Source organism: Mesorhizobium cantuariense (assembly GCF_042647205.1).
Lineage (GTDB): Bacteria > Pseudomonadota > Alphaproteobacteria > Rhizobiales > Rhizobiaceae > Mesorhizobium > Mesorhizobium cantuariense.
The window spans coordinates 6976851-6998648 of sequence record NZ_JBHRVD010000001.1 but is presented as its reverse complement, the minus strand read 5'-3'; the positions used below and the strand labels follow the sequence as shown (position 1 = coordinate 6998648).

Sequence of the window (21798 nt, the reverse complement as noted above, 5' to 3'; positions counted from 1 at the left end):
CGAGGAGACCCGCATGATTGCACATGGGCGGCTCGCCACCTTCACCGTCGGCGGCAAGGCGCGCTATGGCGCGATATCAGGCAAGGGCGTCGTCGATCTGTCGGCGCGCCACGGCCAGTGGCCGACGCTGCGGGAAGTGATCGAGGCCGGCGCCTTGCGGCGGCTGGCGGAAGAGGCCGAGGCGTTCCCAATCGATTTCCCACTCGACGCCATCGCCTACGAAATCCCGATCTCGTCGCCGGAAAAGATCATCTGCGTCGGCGTCAACTATCCGGACCGCAACGAGGAGTACAAGGACGGCCAGGCGGCACCCTCTAATCCGTCGCTGTTCATCCGCTTTCCCCGTTCGTTCGTCGGCCATGGCGCGCCGCTGGTGCGGCCACCGGACTCTTCGCAGCTCGACTATGAGGGCGAGGTCGTCATCGTCATCGGCAAGGCCGGACGGCGCATCGCCGAGGCCGACGCGCTCGGCCATATCGCGGCGCTGTCGCTGTGCAACGAGGGCACGATCCGCGACTGGGTGCGGCATGCCAAGTTCAACGTCACGCAAGGCAAAAATTTCGACCGCAGCGGCTCGATCGGCCCCTGGTTGGTGCCGTTCACGGACGAGGCGCAGATCGCCGACATCGCGCTGACCACCCGCGTCAATGGCGAGCTGCGCCAGCAGGACCGCACCAGCCGGATGATCTTCTCGTTCCGCAGGATTATCGCCTATGTCTCGACCTTCACCACGCTCGTGCCGGGCGATATCATCGTCACCGGCACGCCGACGGGTGCCGGCGCCCGCTTCGAGCCGCCGATCTGGCTGAAGCCCGGCGATGTGATCGAGGTTGAGGCCGATGGCCTCGGCGTGCTTCAAAACGGCGTCGTCGACGAGGCAGCGCAATGACCCCGGAGCAAGTGGAGGACGCCGCCACGCGGCTGTTCGAGGCTGAGCGGTCGCGCCGTCAGATCCGTCTGCTCAGCCTCGATTTTCCCGAGGCGACGATGGAAGATGCCTATCGCGTGCAGGCGGCGCTGGTGACGCGCAAGATCGATGCCGGGCTGAAGCCGAAGGGCTGGAAGATCGGCCTGACCTCCAAGGCAATGCAATATGCGCTCGCCATCGACACACCGGATTCCGGCGTGCTGTTCGACGACATGTTCTTCAACGACGGCGCGACGGTGCCGGCCGGCCGCTTCATCCAGCCGCGCGTCGAGGCCGAGATCGCCTTTGTCATGAAGGCGCCGCTAAAGGGTCCTGGCGTGACGATCTTCGACGTGCTCAATGCCACCGACTACATCACGCCGGCGCTCGAAATCCTCGATACGCGCATCGAGCGCGTCAATGCCGAGACGAAGAAGGCGCGCACCTTCTTCGACACGATTTCCGACAATGCCGCCAATGCCGGCATCGTCATCGGCGGCCGGTCGCAGCGACCTGAGGAAGCCGACATGCGCTGGATCGGCGCCATCGTCTCGCGCAACGCCGAGGTCGAGGAGACCGGGCTTGGCGCCGGCGTGCTCAACCATCCCGCCATGGGCATCGCCTGGCTGGCGGACCGGCTCGCCCGCTACGACATGTCGATCGCCGCGGGCGAGGTCGTTCTCTCCGGGTCGTTCGTGCGCCCGGTCGAGGCGCGGCCCGGCGACACGATCGTCGCCGATTTCGGCAGCTCGGGAACCGTCAGCATTCATTTCGCGAAGGGCTAACGGTTCTATCGTCAGCCCGCACAGCAGTCCTTATTCGCTACGCAGGTAGGCAATCACCACATCGGCTGCGATGGCCGACATGCGCATGCCGACATCCCTGGTGATGTCGCCTTCGACGCGGCTCTGCACCCAGCCGAGGAAGGCAAAGGCGCGCAATGCCGAGAACAGCGGCAGCGCGGCGACGTCCTGCGCCGTCAGCTCCCGCTCCTGCCGATAGCCGTCGAGCAGAGCGGCCTCGATCAGCGGATAGATCGCCTCCTCGCGGTTCTGGTACAGCGCAACGGCAAGGTCGTACATGTGCCAGCCATAGCCGCAATCGTCGAAGTCGATGATGCGGATCGCACCCTCGTGGACGAGCACGTTCTCGCGCACCAGATCGGCGTGGATGATGCCGAAATTGCGGGCGCTGCGTTCATGCTCCGTCAGCGCCTTCACGGCCTTTTCCCGCGCCTGGAAAACCAGCTCGCGACGGGAGCCGTCGAGGAAGGGCGAGGTCTCGAAGCGGCCCCAGGTCGGGTTCGCGCCGAAGAAGCCGTCGAAATCCCAGGCGTGGCGGGCGAAGCCGGGCGGAGGCCCCCAGGTAGACGTGGCATTGTGCATGTGGGCGATGGTTCGCCCGATCGCCGTGAAGACCTGTCTTGCCTGCTCGGGCGTGTAATCCAATGGCACGCCTCGCGCCCCGACGGCGCGGCCTTCCAGCCAGCTCAGGCAATCGGCTTGCCGGGGCTGCACTGAGGCGGCCGTGCTGACGAGCACGAACAGATCGCCGGCCGACGTGGCGACCGCAGACGGCGTCGCGATCCCGGCGGATTGCAGAAAGCCCATCCATTGCAGTTCCGAACGCAACGCGGCATCGGTGTGATAGCCGAGCCGGTGAATGCGCATGGCAGCCGGCTGGCCGTCGGGCAAGCGGATGCGGAAGACCGCGTTCTCGCGGTATTTCAGCAGCTCCGGCTCACCCTCACGAATGCCCCAAAGTTCGAGCGCACGCCTGGCAAGAGCCGTGACATCGGCTGCCGTCTCGGGCTCGGATTGCGCGGAAACAGCGCTCACGCCTTCACTCCGCCGACTTCACCCAGCACCTCGTCGAGGACGCCGATCAGGAAGTCGGCATTGTCGCGGGAGAATGGCATGGGCGGGCGGATCTTGAGCACATTGCCGTGGATGCCGGTCTTGCCCATCAGCACGCCGCGATGGCGCATGCGGTTGGCGACCTGCTCGGCGATGTCGGGCGCGGGTTCGCGCGTCTTGCGGTCGTGAACCAGTTCGGCACCGAAGAACAGGCCGGCGCCCCTGACCTCGCCGATGCATTCATGGCGCTCGGCCAGCGGGCGCAGCAGTCCGAGCGCATAGGCGCCGACATCGCGCGCGTTGGCGACAAGATTTTCCTGCTCGATGACATCGAGGACGGCATTGGCCACCGCGCAGGAAACCGGATTGCCGCCAAAGGTGTTGAAGTAGCGGAAGGCGTTGCGGAAGGTCGCCAATATATCCCTGGTGGTGACCACGGCGGCGACCGGATGGCCGTTGCCCATCGGCTTGCCCATGGTGACGATGTCGGGCACGAAGCCGGCGCGCTGATGGCCCCAGAAATGGCTGCCGGTGCGGCCGAAGCCAGGCTGCACCTCGTCGGCGATGACCAATCCTCCGGCGTCACGCACCGCGCGCATCGCGTCGTCGAAAAATCCGGATGGGAGCGTCGGAAATCCTTCATTGGCGAGCAGCGGACACAGGATGATGCCGGACAGGCCGATGCCATCCTGCTCCAGAGAGGCGATCGCTTCGCGCACCGCATCGCCAAACGCCTTGCCATTGGCCATCGCATCCGGGTGGCGAAAACTATCGGGCGCCGGCACCAGCCTGACATGGCGGGCGCGGCCACCGACCGGCGGCATGCGCGTGCTGAGCTGCGAAACCGCCGTGGTGTTGCCATGGTAGGTGGCGTCGGTGGCGATGATGCCCATGCGGCCGGTCGCGGCCTGCGCCATGCGCAGCGCGATGTCATTGGCCTCGCTGCCGGTGCAGGTCAGGATGGCGGTCGACAGGCTGGCATCGAAAGTCGCCGTCAGCCGTTCGACATAGTCGAGGATCGCGGTGTGCAGATAGCGCGTGTGGGTGTTGAGCAGGCTTGCCTGCCGGCACAAGGCCTCGACCACATGCGGGTGGCAGTGGCCGACATGCGCGACATTGTTGTAGGCGTCGAGATATTTCCGACCATCGGCATCGTAGAGCCAGACGCCTTCGCCGCGCACCAGATGCACGGGCTCGTCGTAGAACAATTGCGATTTCGCGCCAAGCAGGCGGGAACGCCGGCTAACCAGTGCTTCCTCAGCCATTTTTTCCTGCGATTGAGCCATCTGTGTACCAAAACTCCGTTGTAACAGTCGATCCGTCAGACCTTCGACAAGCCTGCACCCAGCGCTTCGCCGATCTTCGTCACATCGGCGGCGGTGATGATGAGCGGCGGCGACAAGATGACGGTGTTGCCGGACACGCGCAGCATGACGCCGGCTTCGTAGGCCGCCTCCGAAACCACGGCCATGGTTTTCTTGTCGGTCGGCTTCTTGGTGGTGCGATCCGAGACCAGTTCCAGCGCCGCCATCAGGCCCTTGTACCTGACATCGCCGACGATGGCGTGCTTGGCCTTCAGCCCTTCCAGCACGGCCGCGAGTTCGATACCTCGCGCCGCCGCATTTTCGTTCAGGCGAAGCCGTTTGGTCTCGGCAAGCGCCGCCAGCCCCGCCGCACAACCGACCGGGTGGCCGGAATAGGTATAGCCATGCCCGATCGCACCAAAACTGGTCTTGTCGGCCTCGAAGACATCAGCGACCTTTCCACCGATCAGCGTGGCGCCTAGCGGGAAGTAGCCGGAGGTGATCGCCTTGGCGATGGTCATAAAATCGGGCTTCACGCCCGACAGCCGCGAGCCCGACCAGGCGCCGGTGCGGCCGAAGCCAGTCACCACCTCGTCGGCGATCAGCAGGATTTCATGGCGGTCGCAGATCTCGCGCACCAGCGGCATGAAGCTCTCATGCGGAACGATGACGCCGCCGGCGCCCAGCACCGGCTCCATGATGAAAGCGGCGATGGTGTCGCCGCCCTGGAAGGCGATCTCGTCCTCCAGCGCCCTGGCGCACAGCTTCGCCAGCCGCTCGGGATCGGTCTCGTCGAACGGGTTGCGGAAGGTCCAGGGCGCGGGAATGTGGAAAACGCCGGGCAGCAGCGGCTCGTAGTTGCGGCGGAAATTGGCGTTGCCGTTGACCGACGCGCCGCCGAAATGCGTACCGTGATAGCCTTTCTTCAACGCGAGGAACTTGGTGCGGTCTGCCTGGCCGCGTATTTTCCAGTACTGCCGGGCCAGCCGTAGCGCCGTCTCGACCGAATCCGAACCGCCCGAGGTGAAGAACGTCCGCACCATGCCTTCCCCTTGGAACCATTCGCAGAGTTCGTGGGCGAGCTCTATCGACGGGCCGGTCGAAGTGCCGCGGAAGCCGGAATAGTACGGCAGCGCCGAAAGCTGGTCGGCGATCGCCTTCTTGATCGGGTCGCAGCTGTAGCCGAGATTGACGTTCCACAGGCCGCCGACGGCGTCGAGCACGGTGTTGCCGGCGATGTCGGTGACCATCACGCCCTCGCCCTTCATGATCACCTTTGGCGGGTTGGCCCGCATCTCGGCCGGATGCGCCATCGGGTGCCAGATCGGCTTGGCGTTCGTCTCGGTAAGGAAGTTGATGTCGCGCATGAAAAGGCTCCGCAAATGGTCTCAGGCAACCGGGATGAGATCGAAATGGCCGAGTGCTTCGGCATAGGAAAGTGCTGGCCGGGCAACGTCGAAATGGACCGTACGCATGCCGGCAGCACGCCCGCCATCGACATTGCGCTGCTGGTCGTCGACGAAGACGCAAGTACCGGCAGGCAGGCCGAGCGCCTCGGTGACCAAGGCATAGGCGCGAGGGTCGGGTTTGAGGATGCCGGTATAGGTCGCGTCGACGATTGTGTCGAACAGGCCGAGCAACGGCAGCCGCCGGCGGAAGTCGGCACCGTAGAACAGGTCGAGCTCGTTGGACAGGATCGCCAGCCGAAAACCGGCTGCATGCACGGCACGGATGGCGCTGTCGGCTTCGGGCCGCACCACCTTTTCTGGCTCGGCGCCGCGCGCACGCTGGACGAAGGTTTCTATCGCCTGCCAGTCCTCGCCGACCAGACGGCCAACCTCACTGGTGCGGGAGCGCCAGTAGTCGCGCTCGCTGATCTCATCGGCTTGCATCGCGCGCCACAGCGGATCGCTGTCCGGATCGAACGGCCCGCGCCATTGCAGCGTTCCCGGCGCAAGGCCGAGCGCCTGTTCGGTCAAGGCATGCGTCTCGAACAGCGTGCGGGTGACGACGCCGCCGAAATCAAGGACAAGCGCCTGGGCCGGCAGAGCGCTCACGCGGCCACTCCCTTGACCGGCATGCCGCGCGGGACGATGCCCTCCTCGACCCAGCGATCGAAGATCTCGAGCGCCTTGCCGACGAAGTCGTCGCTGTTGATGTGGGCGTCGATCTCGTGGAACTCCACGTCGGCGGGAATGGCCTTGCGCATTTCATCGGCGAAGGCGGCCAGGGCTTCGGGTTCATAGAGCGGCTCACCCTGCGTATCCCATTCCTGGATGCCGCCGACCGGCAGGATGAAGGCGGAGCGGCCTTTCGCGGCGCCGAGCTTGGCGGCGATGGTTCTGGCGACCTTGCGGCGATCATCGGCATCGACAGTGACCGAGCCAATCAGCCTGTTGTGGGCATGGAACGGACGTTGCAAAAATTTGGCCGGCAGATCCTGCCAGGTCGGCAGGTCGACCATATCCACGGCGCCAGGGGCAGCGATCTGGGGAATGCCGCGGGCGCCGGCATTCTCCAGCCGATCCGCGCCGGAACTGACGACGGAGCCGGCCAGGTGATTGGTGATTTCCTGCAGGCTGAAATCGAAGACGGCGCAGAAATGCCCTTGTCCGGCGATCGATTCGAAGGCGCGGCCGCCCATTCCGGTGGTGTGGAAGACGGCAACGTCATAGCCGCGCTGCTCCAGCGCCGGCTTCAGCGTCTTCATGTAACGCAGACAGCTGCCGCCGAGCGAGGTCATGCCAATGGTCGGGCCGATGGCCGGCGCCGAGGCGCGGGCCTCAAGCACGATCCTGGCCGCGCCGACGACCGCGCCGCAGGCCTGCGACAGCACCAGCTTGCAGATGCTGTTGAGGCCGTACAATCCGCCAGCCCAGAGGATCATCATCAGGTCGGGGGCGACGCGCTCGGGCGGAATGAGATGCGAATAGGCGATGGTCGAGACAACGAATTTCGGCACGCCGAGCGGCAGGCAGAGCGCCACGTCGAGCGCCAGATCGGTCCCCATCGAGCCGCCAATGGCGATGAAGGCATCGATCTCGCCACTTTGATGGAGCTTGCGCGCCAGTTGCACGGCGCCGCCGGCCATCAGGGTCATGGCGGTGTTCTCGTCGCCGCTCGAGACGATCTCCGATATCGTCACATCCACGGCGCGGGCAACGGCATGCTTGTCGTGATCCGGGCTGTAGGGCGGGTCGCCGAGCACGCTGACATCCATCATCACGGCGCTGCCGCCCGATGCCTCGATGCACTCTCTCATGAACAACAGCTCTTCGGCCTTCGTGTCGCCGGTGCCGATGACCAGGATGCGGGGCGCAGTGTCTGCAGACATCAGGCCTGCCTCCTCAGGGTTTGCAGGTTCTCGCCGTTGAGGCGCATCGAAATCTCCCGTGCCGCTTCCATCACGGCAAGTCCCCGTTCCGCGATCGCGGCTGCCGTCGTTCTGGCCTTCGGCGCGGCCACCGCGATGGTGCCGAGCGCAAAGCCGTCCGCCGTGAGGATCGCTGCCGCGACGCTGATCACACCTTCCTCATAACCCTGGTCGCAGATCGAATAGCCGCGCTCGCGCGCCTCGCCGATCGATCTTGAGATGGCGGCCGGCTCGATCAGCGTATGCGCCGTGAAGGCGTAGAGCGAACCCGCCAGGCACGCCTTGACGGTCTCGTCGCGGGCGAAGGCCAGATAGGCGATGCCGGAGGCGGTCGAATGCAGCGGCAGAAGCTGGCCGATGTCGATGTTGACCCGGTTTGCCCAGGCCGGATGTTCGACATGGACGGTGACCAGCGTGTCGGCGCCGAATTCCGACAGATGCACGGTCTCGGCCGTCGATGCCGCCAGATCCCGCACCAGTGGAACAGCCGTCTGCAGGAAGGGAAAGCGGGCTTCACGGATGCGCGCCAGCCGCGACAGGCCGGCACCGAGGCGATAGTGCCGCGTGCCGGTATCCTGCTCGACAAAACCATGGCCGGTCAACGCCATCAGCAGCCGCCGCGTCGTCGCCTTGTCGAAGCCCGAGCGGCGCGCCAGATCGGACAGTCCGAGCTCGGGCTCGTCGACGGTGAACAGCTCCAGAAGTGAGATCGCTTTTCCGACCGTACCCAAATTTGCCTCTCCGCTCGGATCAATCATTTAACGTGTGAATTAACTTGACAGGCATCGGCTTTGTTTGCAAGTCTATATTCAAAATAATGGTTCAAATAATGAACCGACCACCAGAGTGCATGGGACAGGCCATTTCGGCCGGTAAATAGGAGGGACCAATGTCAGCAGTTTCGGAACAGGCGCCGGCCAACAGGCTGCGCAAGAACAGTCTTGGCGTCGGCGCCATCACCTTCATGGTGATTTCGGCCGCCGCACCGCTTACCGCGGTCGCCGGCGGTACGCCGCTCGGCATGCTGATGGGCAATGGCGCCGGCTTTGCCGGAACCTATCTCATTGTGACCATCCTGCTGCTGTTGTTCGCGGTCGGCTATGTCGCCATGTCACGCCATGTCGGCAATGCCGGCGCCTTCTATGCCTATGCGGCGCGCGGCCTCGGCAGCATGGCCGGCGGTGCCACGGCGCTGATCGCCATCCTGTCCTACAACGCCATGCAGATCGGCGTCATGGGCCTGCTCGGTGCCGCGACCGCCGGACTGTTCGCCGGCTGGGGCATCAATTTGCCGTGGTGGGTGTGGAGCTTCATCGCCATCGCGCTGGTCGCGGTGCTCGGCTATCGACAGGTCGATTTGTCGGCCAAGATCCTGACGGTGCTGGTGCTGTGCGAATATCTGGTGGTGCTGATCCTCGACATAGCGATCCTCAAGACCGGCGGCGATAGCGGCCTGTCGGCGGCGCCGTTCAGCTGGAGCCAGATCACGTCAGGCGCGCCGGCCATCGCCATACTGTTCTGCTTCGCCGCCTTCATCGGTTTCGAGGCGACGACCATCTATGCCGAGGAAGCTCGCGACCCCGAGGTCACGGTTCCCCGCGCCACCTATTTCTCCGTCCTGCTGATCGGCGTCTTCTACATGCTCACGGCATGGCTGATGGCCGTCGGCGCCGGTGTCGACAAGCTGCTGCCGACGCTGCAGGGCTTGCCGGATCCGACGACCTTCCTGTTCGGCCTGTCCGACCGTTACGCTGGAACGATGCTGTCGCAGGCGATGAGCATCCTGTTCGTGTCGAGCCTGTTTGCCGGCGTGCTGGCGTTCCACAATGCGGTTGCCCGCTACATCTATGTCTCGGGCCGCGAAAAGCTGTTGCCGCAGACGATCGGCGTGACGCATTCCGTGCACCAAAGCCCGCATGTCGCCTCCGTCATCCAGAGCGTGCTCGCCGCCGTCGTCGTCGGGCTGTTCGCCGTGCTCGGCCTCGATCCGGTGCTGGCGCTGTTTTCCTGGCTGACCAATGTCGCGACGCTCGGCGTCATCGTCATGATGGCGGTGGCCTCGCTCGCCGTGGTGATGTTCTTCCGCGCCAACCCGGCTCAGGAGAATGCGCTGAAGACCACCATCCTGCCCGGACTGACCTTCATCGCTTTCGTCGTCATCATCTACCTGATCGTCATCAATTTCGGCGGCCTGTCGGGGGCCAGCGGCGTCCTCGGTGTGTTCCTGCCCGGGCTGGTGCTGATTGCCGCGGTTGTCGGCCTGCTGCTGGCGAGCGCGCTGAAGAGCCGCGACCCGGTCGCGTTCAAAAACCTCGGCCAGCCGCTGAAAGATTGAGAAAAGCAAAGGGGCGGCGTGCCACGCCGCCCCTTCCACCACAAAGGGAGTGGCGACCTTGAGCTTTGCCGAAAACATCACCGTCGAGGCATTGGAAGCCGATCCGTACCCGATCTATGCCGAGCTCAGGCGCAGCGCGCCGGTCGCCTTCGTGCCGGCGGTCAATCTGTGGTTCGTCACCCGCTGGAAGGATGTCGAGAGCGTCGCCAAGTCTCCCGACATCTTCTCCGCCGTTGTCGGCTCGTCGCCCGTCGAGCGCTCCTTCGGCAAGCCGACCATCCTGACCACCGATGGCGAGACGCACAAACAGCTGCGACAGGGCGTCGACCCGAAATACCGGCCGCGCACCGTCGCCGCCTATGCCGGCGACCTCGTGCGATCGATCGCCGAGCCCTACCTCGACCGGATCGCCGAACAGGGTGCGGCCGAACTAATGGCCGATTATTTCGAGCCGGTGTCGACGCTCAGCCTGGCGCGCTCGCTCGGTCTTGCCGACATCGACATGCCGACGCTGCGTCGCTGGTTCTATGGCCTCGCCCAGGGCGCCATCAATTTCGAGAACGACCCGAAACGACAAGAGATCGCCGACGCGATCAGCGCCGAGGTTGGCGATGCGATCCTGCCGACGCTGGAAAGGCTTGCCCACGCACCGGATGATTCCGCGCTGTCGCATATGCTGCACGACGGCATGCCGGAAGGCACGACGCGGCCGATCGACTTCCTGATGCCGAGCATCAAGGTCATCCTGCTTGGCGGCATGCAGGAGCCCGGACATGGCGCCGGCTCGATTCTGGCCGGCCTGCTTTCGCATCCCGAGCAATTGCGGCAGGTGCTCGCCGATCCCGAGAGCTTCGTGCCGAAGGCCGTAGACGAGGGCTTGCGCTGGGTGGCGCCGATCGGCACGCAGACGCGGCAGACGACACGCGCGGTCGAGCTTGGTGGCGTGACGATCCCGGCCGGCGCTGCGGTCGCGGCACTCGTCTCCTCGGCAAGCCGCGACGAGAGCCGCTTCGCCGATCCCAACCGCTTCGACATCAACCGCGACGAGGGCAACCATGCAGCCTTCGGCTTTGGCCATCATTTCTGCTCGGGCCGGTTTTTCGCGCGCGAGCAGATGTGCCTTGCGGTAAGGCTGCTGCTCCTGCGCTTCCCCGATCTCAGCCTGGTGCCGGGCAAGGCGCCGGTCTTTCGCGGCTGGGAATTCCGGGCGCCAACCACATTGCATGTTTCCCTGGGAGTCCGTCACCAATGATCAGTCAGAATGCCATCGATACGCTGCGCAAGACGGAGATCGGCGCGCGGGGCTTGTTCATCGATGGCGCACAGACCGATGGTATGGAAGGCGCGAGCCTGACGGTGACGTCGCCGATCGACGGCCAACCTTTCGCCAGCATCGCCGACGGCAACGCCGCCGACATCGACCGCACCGTCAAGTCGGCGCGCAAGGCGTTCGAGAAGGGCTCGTGGTCGCGCGCAGCACCGGCGTTTCGCAAGAAGGTGCTGGCGCGGTTCGCCGAGCTGGTCGAAAAGCATGCCGACGAGCTGGCCGTGCTCGGCGTGCGCGACAACGGCACCGAGATCGGCATGGCCTACAAGGCCGAACCGCTCTCGGCGGCAGGCACCATCCGCTACTATGCCGAGGCGATCGACAAGGTCTATGGCGAGATCGCGCCGACGGCCGACAATGTGCTCGGGCTGATCCACAAGGAGCCGCTCGGCGTCGTCGGCGTCATCGTGCCGTGGAATTTCCCGCTGATGATCGGCGCCTGGAAGATCGCGCCGGCGCTGGCCGCCGGCAATTGCGTGGTGGTCAAGCCGCCGGAAATCGCTTCGCTGACGCTGCTGCGGCTGGCCGAACTGGCCAGCGAGGCCGGCCTGCCCGCCGGCGTGCTCAATGTCGTCACCGGTCGTGGCGCGGTCGCCGGCGAGGCGCTCGGCCTGCATATGGATGTCGACGCCATCGCCTTCACCGGTTCGGGGCCGGTTGGCCGGCGGCTGCTCGAATATTCCGCGCGTTCCAATCTGAAGCGCGTCTTCCTCGAACTCGGCGGCAAATCGCCCAACATCGTCTTTGCCGACGCCCCGGACCTGAAGCAGGCGGCGGTCGTCTCGGCCAATGGCATTTTTCGCAACTCCGGCCAGGTCTGCGTCGCCGGCTCGCGGCTTCTCGTCCAGTCGTCGGTCTATGACCGCTTCATGGACGCGCTTCTCGCTGCGACCACGCGGCTGAAAGTCGGCGATCCGCTCGATCTGACCAGTGATGTCGGCGCGGTATCGAGCGCCGAACAGCTGAACAAGAATCTCGGCTTCGTTACCAGGGCCACCGAAGAAGGCGCCCGTCTCGTCACCGGCGGCGAACGGATCCTCACCGAGACCGGCGGCAGCTACATGGCACCGACCATCTTCGAGAATGTCACGCAGGACATGCAGCTGGCCCGCGAGGAGGTGTTCGGGCCGGTGCTCGGCGTCATGCGCTTCGAGACCGAGGAGGAAGCGGTGCGGCTTGCCAATTCGACCGTCTACGGGCTTGCCTCGGCGGTGTGGACCGCCAACCTTTCCACCGCGCACCGCATGGTGCGCGCCATCAATGCCGGCGTCGTCCACGTCAACACCTATGGCGGTGCCGACATCACCGTGCCGCTTGGCGGCGTCAAGCAGTCCGGCTTCGGCCGAGACAAGTCGCTGCATGCGCTGGAGAAATATTTGGAACTCAAGACGGCCTGGATCGCTCTTTGAGGCCGACAGTCGCGCCCGGTTCTGACTAAATCTGATCTCCCTCCCGAGGCGCACAGGATCGCACCCCGACCCACTGCGGCCGGTCAAGCGGCGGCTTTTGCTCACGCTCTTGAAAATTTTGAGAGAATATTCCCGGCTTTGACGAGAACGGCGAAACGCGTTCTTTGATATAATCGATAGAATTTCTGAGGATGTGACCAAGGCTAGGCGATCCGCCTGGCTGCCATGACTTCACAACCGCAGAGAATCAATCATGTCCGACTTCAAAAACACTTTGCCATCTTCCCTTTGGTCAACTCTCAGCCGGCGCAGCAGCCTTGCTCTGCTGTTTGCCTCGGCCGTCGCGATCGGCAGCCTGATGGCGCCCGGCGCGTCTTTCGCCGAGGACAAGAAGGCGATCAAGGTCGGCATCATCAGTGGCGAGGACGAGGATGTCTGGCGGGTCGTCGTCGCCCAGGCGGCCGAAAAGGGCCTGGCCATCGAGACCGTGGTGTTCAACGACTACACCCAGCCCAACGAGGCGCTGGAGCGGGGCGAGATCGATGCCAACGCCTTCCAGCACCAGCCCTATCTCGACAACCAGATCAAGACGCAGGGCTACCACATCGTGCGCGTCGGCTATACCGGCGTCTGGCCGATCGGCCTCTATTCGAAGAAGTACACCAAGGTTGCCGACCTGCCCGAGGGCGCGGTCATCGGCGTGCCCAATGACCCATCCAACGAAGGCCGGGCGCTGCGCGTGCTGCAGAACGAGGGCGTGATCAAGCTGAAAGACGGCATCGGCATTCTGGCCACCACCGCCGACATCGCCGAGAATGCGAAGAAAGTGGTGATCAAGGAGCTCGACGCCGGCATTGTCGGCCGCTCGGTCGAGGATCTCGACGCGGCCGTGGTCAACACCGACTGGGCGCTGAAAAGCGGCCTGACGCCGGAAAACCGCATCGCGCAGGAGCCCATCGCCGACAATCCGTACCGCAACTTCATCGCGGTGAAGGTCGGCAATGAGAATGAAGCCTGGGTGAAGACGCTGGTGGCGTCCTATCAGAACGAGGCGGTGAAGGCCGAGTTCGACAAGGTCTACAAGGGCACCGGCCTCAGCGCCTATTGATCCGATTCTCGACCGGAGACCCGGTTCGAGAGCAACAGCGGTCCGCGCTCAGGCGCGGGCCGCGATTGCATTTTCGAGAACAGGAACATTCATGAACCAGCATATCAAGGCATCCGGGGACACCGCCAATCCGACCCGGGCCGACACATCTCAGCATGTCGTGCGCCTTGTTGACCTGAAGCGCCGTTTCGGTGTGACGGCGGCGCTCGACGGCGTGTCGCTGACCGTGCGCAAGGGCGAGATTCTCGGCATCATCGGCCGCAGCGGCGCCGGCAAGTCGACGCTGATCCGCTGCCTGAATGGGCTGGAACGGCCTGACTCCGGCGAGGTGTTCATCGAAGGCCGCGAGATCAGCCGGCTCGGCGAGCGCGACCTGCAGCCGCTGCGGCGGCGCATCGGCATGATCTTCCAGCATTTCAATCTGCTGTCGGCCAAGACCGTCGAGGACAATGTGGCGCTGCCGCTGAAGATCGAGGGCCGCCCCAAAGCCGAGCGGCTGGCACGTGCGGCCGAACTGCTCGATCTCGTCGGCCTATCGGAGAAAGCAAAAGCCTATCCGGCGTCGCTGTCGGGCGGCCAGAAGCAGCGCGTCGGCATCGCCCGGGCGCTTGCCGCGCGCCCGGCGCTACTTTTGTCGGACGAAGCCACTTCGGCGCTCGATCCGGAGACCACTCGCTCCATCCTCGCACTGCTCAAAGACATCAACCGGCAGCTTGGCCTGACCATCCTGCTGATCACCCATGAAATGGAGGTGATCCGCTCGATCGCCGACCGCGTTGCGGTGATCGACGCCGGGCGCATCGTCGAGCAAGGATCGGTGTGGTCGGTGTTTGCTGACCCGCGCTCCGAGATCACACGCAGCCTGCTCGGCGCTATCCGGCCGCAGCTGCCGACCGAACTGGCGGCCCGGCTGCTGCCGGCGGCCGGCGCGGAGACGATCCTGCGTGTGGATGTAGCCGGCGAAGCGGCAAGCGGCCCATTGCTATCCGACCTTGCCACCGCGGTTCCCGGCGCCTTCCGCCTCGTCCATGGCGGCGTCGACCATATCCAGCAGCAGCCTGTCGGGACGCTGTTCCTGTCTGTACCGGGCAGCGATGTAAGCCATCTCGCTGGAATCATCACATTCCTGAAATCCCGCCAGGCGCGGGTGGAGGTGCTTGGCCATGTCGCCAATCCTGTTTGAGCTTCTGCTGCGTTCGATCTGGGAGACAGTGCTGATGACGGCCGCCTCCGGTCTGATCTCGCTGGTCTTCGGCCTGCCGCTCGGCCTGGCACTGATTGCCACCGAACGCGGCGGTATCGCCGAAAGCCTGTGGGTGAACCGCGTGCTCGGCGCCGTCATCAACGGCTTCCGCTCGGTGCCCTTCATCATCCTTCTGGTGGCGCTGATCCCGGTGACGCGGCTGATCGTCGGCACCTCGATCGGCACATGGGCGGCCATCGTGCCGCTGTCGATCGCCGCCACGCCCTATTATGCGCGCATCGCCGAAGTGTCGCTGCGCGAGGTCGACCGCGGTCTGATCGAGGCGGCGCGGGCAATGGGCGGCAACCGCTGGACGATCATCCGCGAGGTGCTGGTGCCCGAAGCCCTGCCCGGCATCGTCGCCGGCTTCACGGTGACGCTAGTGACGCTGATCGGCGCGTCGGCCATGGCCGGCGCCATCGGCGCCGGCGGGCTCGGCGACCTCGCCATCCGCTACGGCTACCAGCGTTTTGAGACCAGCGTCATGGTGGCAGTGGTCATCGTGCTGATCATCCTGGTCTGCGGCATCCAATGGGTGGGGGATCGGCTGGTGGCGAGGCTGGACCGGAGGGGGTAGGCCGAGCCGGCTAAACATTCGAGATGAGTCGAGACTTCCCCAACTTCGTCATCCACGGGCGGAGCAGCCGCGAAGCGGCGTCGCGGAGACCCGAGGATGACGAATTGGTGGGCGTTTCCGCCGATCACCAACGCACGCAGTGATTGACGCGAGCCGTGCTAAGCCCGCAACCTCACCCCCTCCGGATCGAAGAACGGTATCGGCGCCACCACCGCGCGGGTCAGCTTACCACCGATATCGATGCTGAGTTCCGTGCCGATAGCGGTGAACGGCAGCTGCAGATGCGCGGTGGCCAGCACCTTGCCGAGGGAATTGCCGTGGTCGCTGTAGGTGACGATGCCGGCGTCCTCGCCATCGGCCACAACCCTGGCATCGGTCGCCGCCGGCTTGTCGCCGTCGAGGATCAGCCCGACCCATTGCTCGTCGAGGCCGGTGTCTCGGACCTTGAGCAAAGCTTCGCGGCCGATAAAATCGCCCTTGTCGAATTTGATCCAGCGGTCGAGGCCGACATGGAACGGCGTGCGACTCTCGTCCATGTCGATGCCATGCGCCGGATAGGCCTTTTCCAGGCCCAGCGTGAACATCGCCAGCACGCCATAGGGTTTCAGGCCAAAGTCCCGGCCGGTGCGCATCAGCGCATCCCAGACCGAGGCCGCCTCGTCGGCGGGCACGAACAGTTCGAAGCCGAGTTCACCGGTGACGCCGGTGCGCGAGATCAGCACCCGCGTGCCGTTGATATGGCCCGACGTGAACGACCAGCGCTTCAGCCCATCCAGATCGGCATCCGCAACCAGCGCCTTCAAGAGTTCGCGCGAGCGCGGACCCTGGATGGTCGGGAAGGCGATGGAAGCGGTGATGTCGGTGACATAGGCCTTGCGCCCTTCTGCATGATGCAACAGCCAGGGCAGCATCTTCAGCCGGTTGACCGAGCCGGTCACCAGCATGAAGTGCTCCGGCGCCAGACGGAACACGGTGAGGTCATCCATGATGCCGCCATCCTCGCGGCAGATCGTGGAATAGCGCACCTGGCCCGGCTTCATCGCAGCCGCATCGTTGACGATGACATGGTTGACCAGCGCCTCGGCGTCCGGCCCCTTGATGTCCATCTTGCCCATGGTGCTGAGATCCTGAACACCGACATTTTCGCGGGTGTTCAGGTGCTCGTCGGCAATGCCCGAGTAATATTTGGCCGAGATGAAATCGCCGCCAACCCGACCCATGGTCGCGCCCAGCCCGACGATACTGCTGTAGAAGGGGGATCGCCGCTCAGCCAAGAAAGCCTCCATCATTTAGTGCGGCCCGGAGACCGTTTCGAAATTCGCTCTGGCGAGTCATATGATGGTGGTTTCGAGAACCGGAGCGCAGCGGACATTCAGGTCCGTGAGCACCGGAAGCGCAGAAAATGCCTTCAGATGGCCGCCAGAGTAGAGTTTCCAAACGGTCTCAGCTGCCGTAGACGTCGAAGGAAAAGTACTTGTCGTTGATTTCCTTGTACTTGCCATTGGCGCGCAGCGCGTCGATCGCGGCATTGAGCTTGTCGGCCAGCTCCTTGTTGCCCTTCTGCAGGGCGATGCCGACGCCGGGGCCGTGTATGGCCGGATCGGCCGTCAGCGTGCCGAGCAGCTTGCAGCAGGCACCGTCGGGCTTCTCCAACCACTCGGTCAGGATGATCGAGCCGTCCATCATCGCGTCGAGGCGGCCATTGGCCATGTCGGTGCGGGCGTCGTCGCCGGTCGGATAGGCCTTGACCGTCGAGCCTGCATATTTCTGATCGGCGAATTTCTGGTGGATGGTCGCGGTCTGCACGCCGAGCGCCGTGCCTTTCAGATCGTCCGGCGAGGTGCCCCCGATTATCGAATCCTTCGGCACCGCGATGGCCGGCGGCGTCTGATAGTATTTGTGGGTGAACTCGACCTTTTCGGCCCGCTCGGGCGTGATGGTGATGTTGATGATCGCGTCGAACTTGCCGGCCTGCAGGGCCGGGATCGAGCCGTCGAAATCCTGCACAGTGAATTCGCACTCGGCCTTCATCTGCGCGCACAGCGCCCTGCCGAGATCGATGTCGAAGCCGCCCAGCGTGCCGTCGGCACTGGCGTAATTGAAGGGCGGATAGGCGCCTTCGGTGCCGATCCTGAGCTTCTTGTCCTGGGCGGAAGCACCCGTGGCCAGCGTAAGGGCGACGGAAGCGGCAAGCACGAAACGACCGAAAAGACGCATGTTCGAGATCTCCGTTGAGCGCGAGAAGTCTACGGGCTTTCGTGCCTCCGGCGGAGACGGAAACGACATGCGCTGCGGCGATCGCGGCGGACGATCCGCGCCATGGTGGTCGGCGGTGCGTCAGCTGGCGCGCTGCTTGTCCGTTGCCCTCTGGTCAACGGCGAGTTCGCCTGCCGACAGGACAACGCCAAATTTTTCGCTGGCTTCTTCAGCCGTATAGTATCCCAACGCCACGTCGCGCAGCACCTGGTCGGCATCGCGCTCGAACGGATCGCCATAGCCGCCACCGCCCGGCGTGCCGACGCGCACGCGGTCGCCGGCCTTCAGCGCAATGTCCTGCTCCTTGGATAGGTGTGGCGGCACGTGTTCCTCGCCGTTGCGGAAAACGGTCACCGTGTTGACGGCGCCATCCTTGCCGCCGAGCGCGCCCTGCGGGCCGAAACGGCCGTGGTCCATGACGAAGGAGGCGCGGGCGTCGCCGCGCAGGATCTCGACCTCATAGGCGAGCCCGAAACCGCCGCGATGCTTGCCGGCGCCGCCCGAGCCTTCGCGCAGGGCATAATGGCGGTAGAGCACCGGAAAGGCCTGCTCCATGATCTCGACCGGCGGCGATTTGGAAATGCCGATGGTCGAGCAGCCATTGGTCAGGCCGTCATGCCCTGAATTGCCGCCATAGCCGCCACCAGAGATCTGGTACATCACATAATCGCGGCCGCGCGCCGGGTCGTTGCCGCCGAGCGCGAAATTGCCGCTGGAGCCGGCGGGCGCCGCCGTCACCTTGTCCGGCAACGCCTGCACCATCGCCGCGAACACCGCCTCGGCGATGCGCTGCGACACTTCGGCCGCGCAACCCGAGACGGGGCGCGGATATTTGGCGTCAAGGAACGTGCCTTCCGGCCGCTTGACGATCAGCGGCTCGAAAGCGCCGGCGCTGATCGGCACATCGGGGAAAATGTGGCGCATGGCGAGATAGACCGAGGACAAGGTGGTCGCCAGCACGCTGTTCATCGGCCCGGCGCAGGGCTTTGACGAACCGGCGAAATCGAAGGTCAGCGTATCGCCCTGTTTCTCGACCGCGAGCGCGATGGTCAGCGGCTCGTTGACCACCCCGTCGGAATCGACAAAGGCCTCGGAGCGGTAGGTGCCATCTGGGATCGCCGCGATGTTGGCGCGCATCTGTTCGGCGGCACGGCGGCGCAGTTCGGCGATTGCCTCGACAACAGTTTCGTCACCGTAACGATCCAGGATTCCATTGAGCCGGTCCTGGCCGATCAGCAGTGCGGCGGCCTGGGCTCGGATATCCCCGATGCGCTGGTCGGCAACGCGGATGTTGGAGCAGATGATGGCGTAGATCTCGCGATCGAGCACGCCCTTCTTGAACAGTTTGACCGGCGGCAGCCGCAGGCCTTCCTGCTCGACAGCCGTTGCCGAGGCTGAAAAACCGCCAGGCACCGAACCGCCAATGTCGGGCCAATGGCCGGTGTTCGACAGCCAGCAGAAAATCTTGCCGTCCCGGTAGACCGGCATGGCAAAGCGCACATCCATCAGATGGGTGCCGCCGAGATAGGGATCGTTGACGATGTAGATGTCGCCCGGCTCCGGCGGCAGGCAGCGGCCATCGGCGATCATCTCGATCACCGTCCTGGTCGAATACTGCATGACGCCAACGAACACCGGCAGGCCCTGGCTGCCTTGCGCGATCAGCGAGCCATCGAGCGCCGAATAGATGCCGTCGGAGCGGTCGTTGGCCTCGGCGATGACCGGCGAGAAAGCGGCGCGCGAAAAGGTCAGGTCCATCTCGTCGCAGACCTGCTGCAACGCCGCCTGGAGGACCGAAAGCGTGATGGCGTCGAGCTTTTCCATCTCAGGCCTCGCCAATGTCGATGATGATGTTGCCGTCGGCGTCGCAGCGTGCGCGGTCGCCGGGTTCGAGCACGGTGGTGGCGTCCATCTGTTCGAGGATCGCCGGCCCTTCTATGACGGCGTCGAGCGGCAGCTTTTCGCGTGCGTATACCGGCGTGTCGTGCCAGCGTCCGCCATACCAGACCGGCCGGATCTCGCGCCGCGCCTCGTCGAGCGTTGTTGCGCGTCCCGCCGGGTCGATCAGCCGGGACAGATCGATCGCCGGACGCACGCCGGTGACCGAGGTGTTGAGGTTGACGAGGTTGGCGCGGATTTCCGGCAGTTCGACCTTGAAGCGGGCGAAATAGGCCTTTTCGAAAAGCTGCTGCAGCGCAGCCCGTGTCACTGACGAGGATGGCAACGGCACGTTGATGATGTGGGTCTGGCCGACGAACTGCATGTCGGCGGAGTGGGTAACGCGGATCGTCTCCGGCTTCACCGCTTCCTTGCCGATCAGCTCCTCGCCTTCGTTTCGGTGCCGTTCCAATACGGCATGTAGCTGGGTTTCGTTGAGCACCGCCACTGGCTGGTTGATGGTGTTGACGAAGTCGTGGCGCAGATCGGCGACGACGCAGCCGAGCGCGTTGGTGATGCCGGGCCGCGCCGGCACCAATACCCGGGGCAGGCCGAGTTCGCGCGCCAGCGCCGTCGCATGCAGCGGACCGGCGCCGCCAAAGGCGAACAATGCGAAATCGCGCGGGTCATGGCCGCGTGATACCGAGACCATGCGGATGGCGCCGGCCATCTTCATGTTGCCGAGCCGCAGCACCGCGCCCGCGGCCTCGACGCCGGACAGGCCGGTCGCCTTGCCGATCTTGTCCTCGAAGATACCGGTGACGTGCTCTGATGTGACCGGATTTTCGACCGCCAGCAGCTTCTTCGGCGCCAGCCGGCCGAGCACCAGATTGGCGTCGGTGATGGTCGGCTCCACGCCGCCGCGCCCGTAGCAGATCGGGCCGGGATTGGCGCCGGCACTTTCCGGGCCGATCTGGATCAGGCCGGCGGCGTCGACACGCGCGATCGAGCCGCCACCGGCGCCGACCGTGTGCACCGCCACCATCGGCACATGGATCGGCATCGCATATTCGATCTCGATCTCGTTCGAAACAGCCGGCTCGGCGTTGCGGATCAGCGCCACGTCGGTCGAGGTGCCGCCCATGTCGTAGGTGACGAGGTTTTCGAAGCCGGCGCGCTTTCCGGTATAGGCGGCGGCGATGACGCCCGAGGCCGGACCGGACATGACGGTCTTGGCCGATTCACGTGTGACGAAGCGGGCCGAGATCATGCCGCCATTGCCGTTCATGATCAGGAAGTCGCGGGCATAGCCTTTCGCGCCCAACTCCTTGCGCAGCCGCTCGACGTAGCGCTCGAGGATCGGCTGCACGGAGGCATTGACCGAAGCGGTGACGCCGCGCTCGAATTCGCGCGCTTCCGACAGCAGTGCGTGGCCTGCCGTGATGTAGCCGTTCGGCCAGAGCTCGGCGGCGATTTCAGCGGCGCGCCGCTCATGCGCCGGGTTGGCGTAGGAATGCAGGAAATGGATGACGAGAGATTCGCAGCCGGCCGCGATCAGGTTCTTCACCGCCTCGCGCATTTCGGCTTCGTCGAGCGGCGTGCGTATCGCACCCGACGCCTCGACGCGCTCCGACACTTCAAGCCTGAGATTGCGCGGGATGATCGGCACAAAGCTGCCGGTCATGCCATAGGCCTGCGGCCGCGTGCGCCGGCCAAGCTCGATCACGTCGCGAAAGCCGCGCGTGGTGATCATGCCGGTTTTCGCCAGCCGCCGTTCGAGCACCGCATTGGTGGTGGTGGTCGTGCCATGCACGATGAGGTCGATGCCGTCGATCGGAAATCCGGTGGCGCCGAGCGCCGAAACGACGCCGAACGCCTGGTTGTCGACCGTGGTCGGAGTCTTGGCGATATGCACCCGGCCACCGTCGCGTCCGTCGATCAGGAGCAGGTCGGTGAAGGTACCGCCGACATCGATGCCGGCGACGACATTTCCCCGGGAATTGCGCGCTTGCGCCGAAATATTCTCTTCCATCGTCGAAACCCGAAATGCGCGGACTACGGATATGCGTCAGTTTGGAAAGCTGTTTTAAGGGAGCATCTTGACGCAAATATCGTTTGTATACTAATAAATTCCGGACACAAGAGCTTGCCGCTTTGCAGTGTGCGAACAGCACGCCGGGACCTGAATGGTCCGGGCGCGCAGGTGAAGATTTGGTGCCCGCGTC

Annotated in this window: 18 protein-coding genes; 8 read left to right on the top strand and 10 right to left on the bottom strand. The window is 64.7% G+C overall.

Annotation, left to right across the window (positions count from 1 at the left end; translation table 11 throughout):
- The first annotated feature begins 16 nt into the window (after nucleotides 1-16).
- Together ACFOJ9_RS34210 and hpaH are read left to right on the top strand one after the other, a co-directional pair.
- Nucleotides 17-889 (top strand): fumarylacetoacetate hydrolase family protein, encoded by an 873-nt coding sequence (locus ACFOJ9_RS34210; protein WP_378988239.1) that lies wholly within the window; start codon nucleotides 17-19, stop codon nucleotides 887-889.
- A complete protein-coding gene (hpaH, locus tag ACFOJ9_RS34205) occupies nucleotides 886-1692 on the top strand; it encodes a 2-oxo-hept-4-ene-1,7-dioate hydratase (protein WP_378985877.1) in 807 nt (268 codons plus the stop codon). Before ACFOJ9_RS34210 ends, hpaH begins: the two co-directional genes overlap by 4 nt.
- 30 nt (nucleotides 1693-1722) lie before the next feature.
- On the opposite strand, the gene ACFOJ9_RS34200 is transcribed toward hpaH, so the two are convergent.
- The 6 genes from ACFOJ9_RS34200 to ACFOJ9_RS34175 are packed head-to-tail and all read right to left on the bottom strand — an operon-like array spanning nucleotide 1723 to nucleotide 8171.
- Complete coding sequence (locus ACFOJ9_RS34200) at nucleotides 1723-2745, bottom strand: phosphotransferase enzyme family protein (RefSeq protein WP_378985875.1); 1023 nt, start codon at nucleotides 2743-2745, stop codon at nucleotides 1723-1725.
- Entirely contained in the window at nucleotides 2742-4028 is a 1287-nt protein-coding gene (locus tag ACFOJ9_RS34195) for an aminotransferase class III-fold pyridoxal phosphate-dependent enzyme (protein WP_378985873.1), read from the bottom strand. Before ACFOJ9_RS34195 ends, ACFOJ9_RS34200 begins: the two co-directional genes overlap by 4 nt.
- Nucleotides 4029-4084: 56 nt before the next feature.
- On the bottom strand, nucleotides 4085-5434 hold the full coding sequence (locus ACFOJ9_RS34190; protein WP_378985871.1) for an aminotransferase class III-fold pyridoxal phosphate-dependent enzyme: 1350 nt from the start codon (nucleotides 5432-5434) through the stop codon (nucleotides 4085-4087).
- A gap of 21 nt (nucleotides 5435-5455) precedes the next feature.
- Nucleotides 5456-6124, bottom strand: coding sequence for an HAD family hydrolase (locus tag ACFOJ9_RS34185; RefSeq protein WP_378985869.1), 669 nt, complete (start codon nucleotides 6122-6124; stop codon nucleotides 5456-5458).
- A complete protein-coding gene (locus tag ACFOJ9_RS34180; protein ID WP_378985867.1) occupies nucleotides 6121-7401 on the bottom strand; it encodes a Tm-1-like ATP-binding domain-containing protein in 1281 nt (426 codons plus the stop codon). The genes ACFOJ9_RS34185 and ACFOJ9_RS34180 overlap by 4 nt, the downstream gene beginning before the upstream one ends.
- A complete protein-coding gene (locus ACFOJ9_RS34175; RefSeq protein ID WP_378985865.1) occupies nucleotides 7401-8171 on the bottom strand; it encodes an IclR family transcriptional regulator in 771 nt (256 codons plus the stop codon). Before ACFOJ9_RS34175 ends, ACFOJ9_RS34180 begins: the two co-directional genes overlap by 1 nt.
- Nucleotides 8172-8329: 158 nt before the next feature.
- Between ACFOJ9_RS34175 and ACFOJ9_RS34170 the strand changes: the two genes are divergently transcribed.
- The 6 genes from ACFOJ9_RS34170 (at nucleotide 8330) to ACFOJ9_RS34145 (ending at nucleotide 15439) form a co-directional block, all read left to right on the top strand.
- Entirely contained in the window at nucleotides 8330-9775 is a 1446-nt protein-coding gene (locus tag ACFOJ9_RS34170; RefSeq protein WP_378985863.1) for an APC family permease, read from the top strand.
- Between the two features lie 58 nt (nucleotides 9776-9833).
- The gene (locus tag ACFOJ9_RS34165; protein ID WP_378985860.1) at nucleotides 9834-11027 is read left to right on the top strand and encodes a cytochrome P450; all 1194 of its coding nucleotides are present in this window, start codon (nucleotides 9834-9836) and stop codon (nucleotides 11025-11027) included.
- Nucleotides 11024-12511, top strand: a complete 1488-nt coding sequence (locus tag ACFOJ9_RS34160) for an aldehyde dehydrogenase (RefSeq protein ID WP_378985858.1) — start codon at nucleotides 11024-11026, stop codon at nucleotides 12509-12511. Before ACFOJ9_RS34165 ends, ACFOJ9_RS34160 begins: the two co-directional genes overlap by 4 nt.
- A gap of 253 nt (nucleotides 12512-12764) precedes the next feature.
- Nucleotides 12765-13619 (top strand): MetQ/NlpA family lipoprotein, encoded by an 855-nt coding sequence (locus tag ACFOJ9_RS34155; protein ID WP_378985856.1) that lies wholly within the window; start codon nucleotides 12765-12767, stop codon nucleotides 13617-13619.
- A gap of 91 nt (nucleotides 13620-13710) precedes the next feature.
- Nucleotides 13711-14802: a methionine ABC transporter ATP-binding protein gene (locus ACFOJ9_RS34150; RefSeq protein ID WP_378985854.1), complete on the top strand. Its 1092-nt coding sequence runs from the start codon at nucleotides 13711-13713 to the stop codon at nucleotides 14800-14802.
- Nucleotides 14783-15439: a methionine ABC transporter permease gene (locus ACFOJ9_RS34145; RefSeq protein ID WP_378985852.1), complete on the top strand. Its 657-nt coding sequence runs from the start codon at nucleotides 14783-14785 to the stop codon at nucleotides 15437-15439. Before ACFOJ9_RS34150 ends, ACFOJ9_RS34145 begins: the two co-directional genes overlap by 20 nt.
- A gap of 158 nt (nucleotides 15440-15597) precedes the next feature.
- Here the strand turns inward: ACFOJ9_RS34145 and ACFOJ9_RS34140 are convergent, their stop codons facing one another.
- The 4 genes from ACFOJ9_RS34140 to ACFOJ9_RS34125 all read right to left on the bottom strand — a co-directional run bounded on the left by ACFOJ9_RS34140 (nucleotide 15598) and on the right by ACFOJ9_RS34125 (nucleotide 21605).
- A complete protein-coding gene (locus ACFOJ9_RS34140) occupies nucleotides 15598-16728 on the bottom strand; it encodes an aminomethyltransferase family protein (RefSeq protein WP_378985850.1) in 1131 nt (376 codons plus the stop codon).
- Between the two features lie 154 nt (nucleotides 16729-16882).
- Nucleotides 16883-17656: an ABC transporter substrate-binding protein gene (locus ACFOJ9_RS34135; protein WP_378985848.1), complete on the bottom strand. Its 774-nt coding sequence runs from the start codon at nucleotides 17654-17656 to the stop codon at nucleotides 16883-16885.
- Between the two features lie 120 nt (nucleotides 17657-17776).
- Nucleotides 17777-19519: a hydantoinase B/oxoprolinase family protein gene (locus tag ACFOJ9_RS34130; protein WP_378985846.1), complete on the bottom strand. Its 1743-nt coding sequence runs from the start codon at nucleotides 19517-19519 to the stop codon at nucleotides 17777-17779.
- Between the two features lies 1 nt (nucleotide 19520).
- A complete protein-coding gene (locus ACFOJ9_RS34125; RefSeq protein WP_378985844.1) occupies nucleotides 19521-21605 on the bottom strand; it encodes a hydantoinase/oxoprolinase family protein in 2085 nt (694 codons plus the stop codon).
- Nucleotides 21606-21798 lie beyond the last annotated feature (193 nt).

What these genes read in the sequence shown, in the direction of transcription:
- ACFOJ9_RS34180 (WP_378985867.1), bottom strand. Translation starts at nt 7,401, where the DNA reads ATGTCTGCAGACACTGCGCCCCGCATCCTGGTCATCGGCACCGGCGAC.
- ACFOJ9_RS34155 (WP_378985856.1), top strand. Translation starts at nt 12,765, where the DNA reads ATGTCCGACTTCAAAAACACTTTGCCATCTTCCCTTTGGTCAACTCTC.
- ACFOJ9_RS34145 (WP_378985852.1), top strand. Translation starts at nt 14,783, where the DNA reads ATGTCGCCAATCCTGTTTGAGCTTCTGCTGCGTTCGATCTGGGAGACA.
- ACFOJ9_RS34140 (WP_378985850.1), bottom strand. Translation starts at nt 16,728, where the DNA reads ATGATGGAGGCTTTCTTGGCTGAGCGGCGATCCCCCTTCTACAGCAGT.
- ACFOJ9_RS34135 (WP_378985848.1), bottom strand. Translation starts at nt 17,656, where the DNA reads ATGCGTCTTTTCGGTCGTTTCGTGCTTGCCGCTTCCGTCGCCCTTACG.
- ACFOJ9_RS34195 (WP_378985873.1), bottom strand. Translation starts at nt 4,028, where the DNA reads ATGGCTGAGGAAGCACTGGTTAGCCGGCGTTCCCGCCTGCTTGGCGCG.
- ACFOJ9_RS34190 (WP_378985871.1), bottom strand. Translation starts at nt 5,434, where the DNA reads ATGCGCGACATCAACTTCCTTACCGAGACGAACGCCAAGCCGATCTGG.
- ACFOJ9_RS34125 (WP_378985844.1), bottom strand. Translation starts at nt 21,605, where the DNA reads ATGGAAGAGAATATTTCGGCGCAAGCGCGCAATTCCCGGGGAAATGTC.
- ACFOJ9_RS34130 (WP_378985846.1), bottom strand. Translation starts at nt 19,519, where the DNA reads ATGGAAAAGCTCGACGCCATCACGCTTTCGGTCCTCCAGGCGGCGTTG.
- ACFOJ9_RS34150 (WP_378985854.1), top strand. Translation starts at nt 13,711, where the DNA reads ATGAACCAGCATATCAAGGCATCCGGGGACACCGCCAATCCGACCCGG.
- hpaH (WP_378985877.1), top strand. Translation starts at nt 886, where the DNA reads ATGACCCCGGAGCAAGTGGAGGACGCCGCCACGCGGCTGTTCGAGGCT.
- ACFOJ9_RS34170 (WP_378985863.1), top strand. Translation starts at nt 8,330, where the DNA reads ATGTCAGCAGTTTCGGAACAGGCGCCGGCCAACAGGCTGCGCAAGAAC.
- ACFOJ9_RS34160 (WP_378985858.1), top strand. Translation starts at nt 11,024, where the DNA reads ATGATCAGTCAGAATGCCATCGATACGCTGCGCAAGACGGAGATCGGC.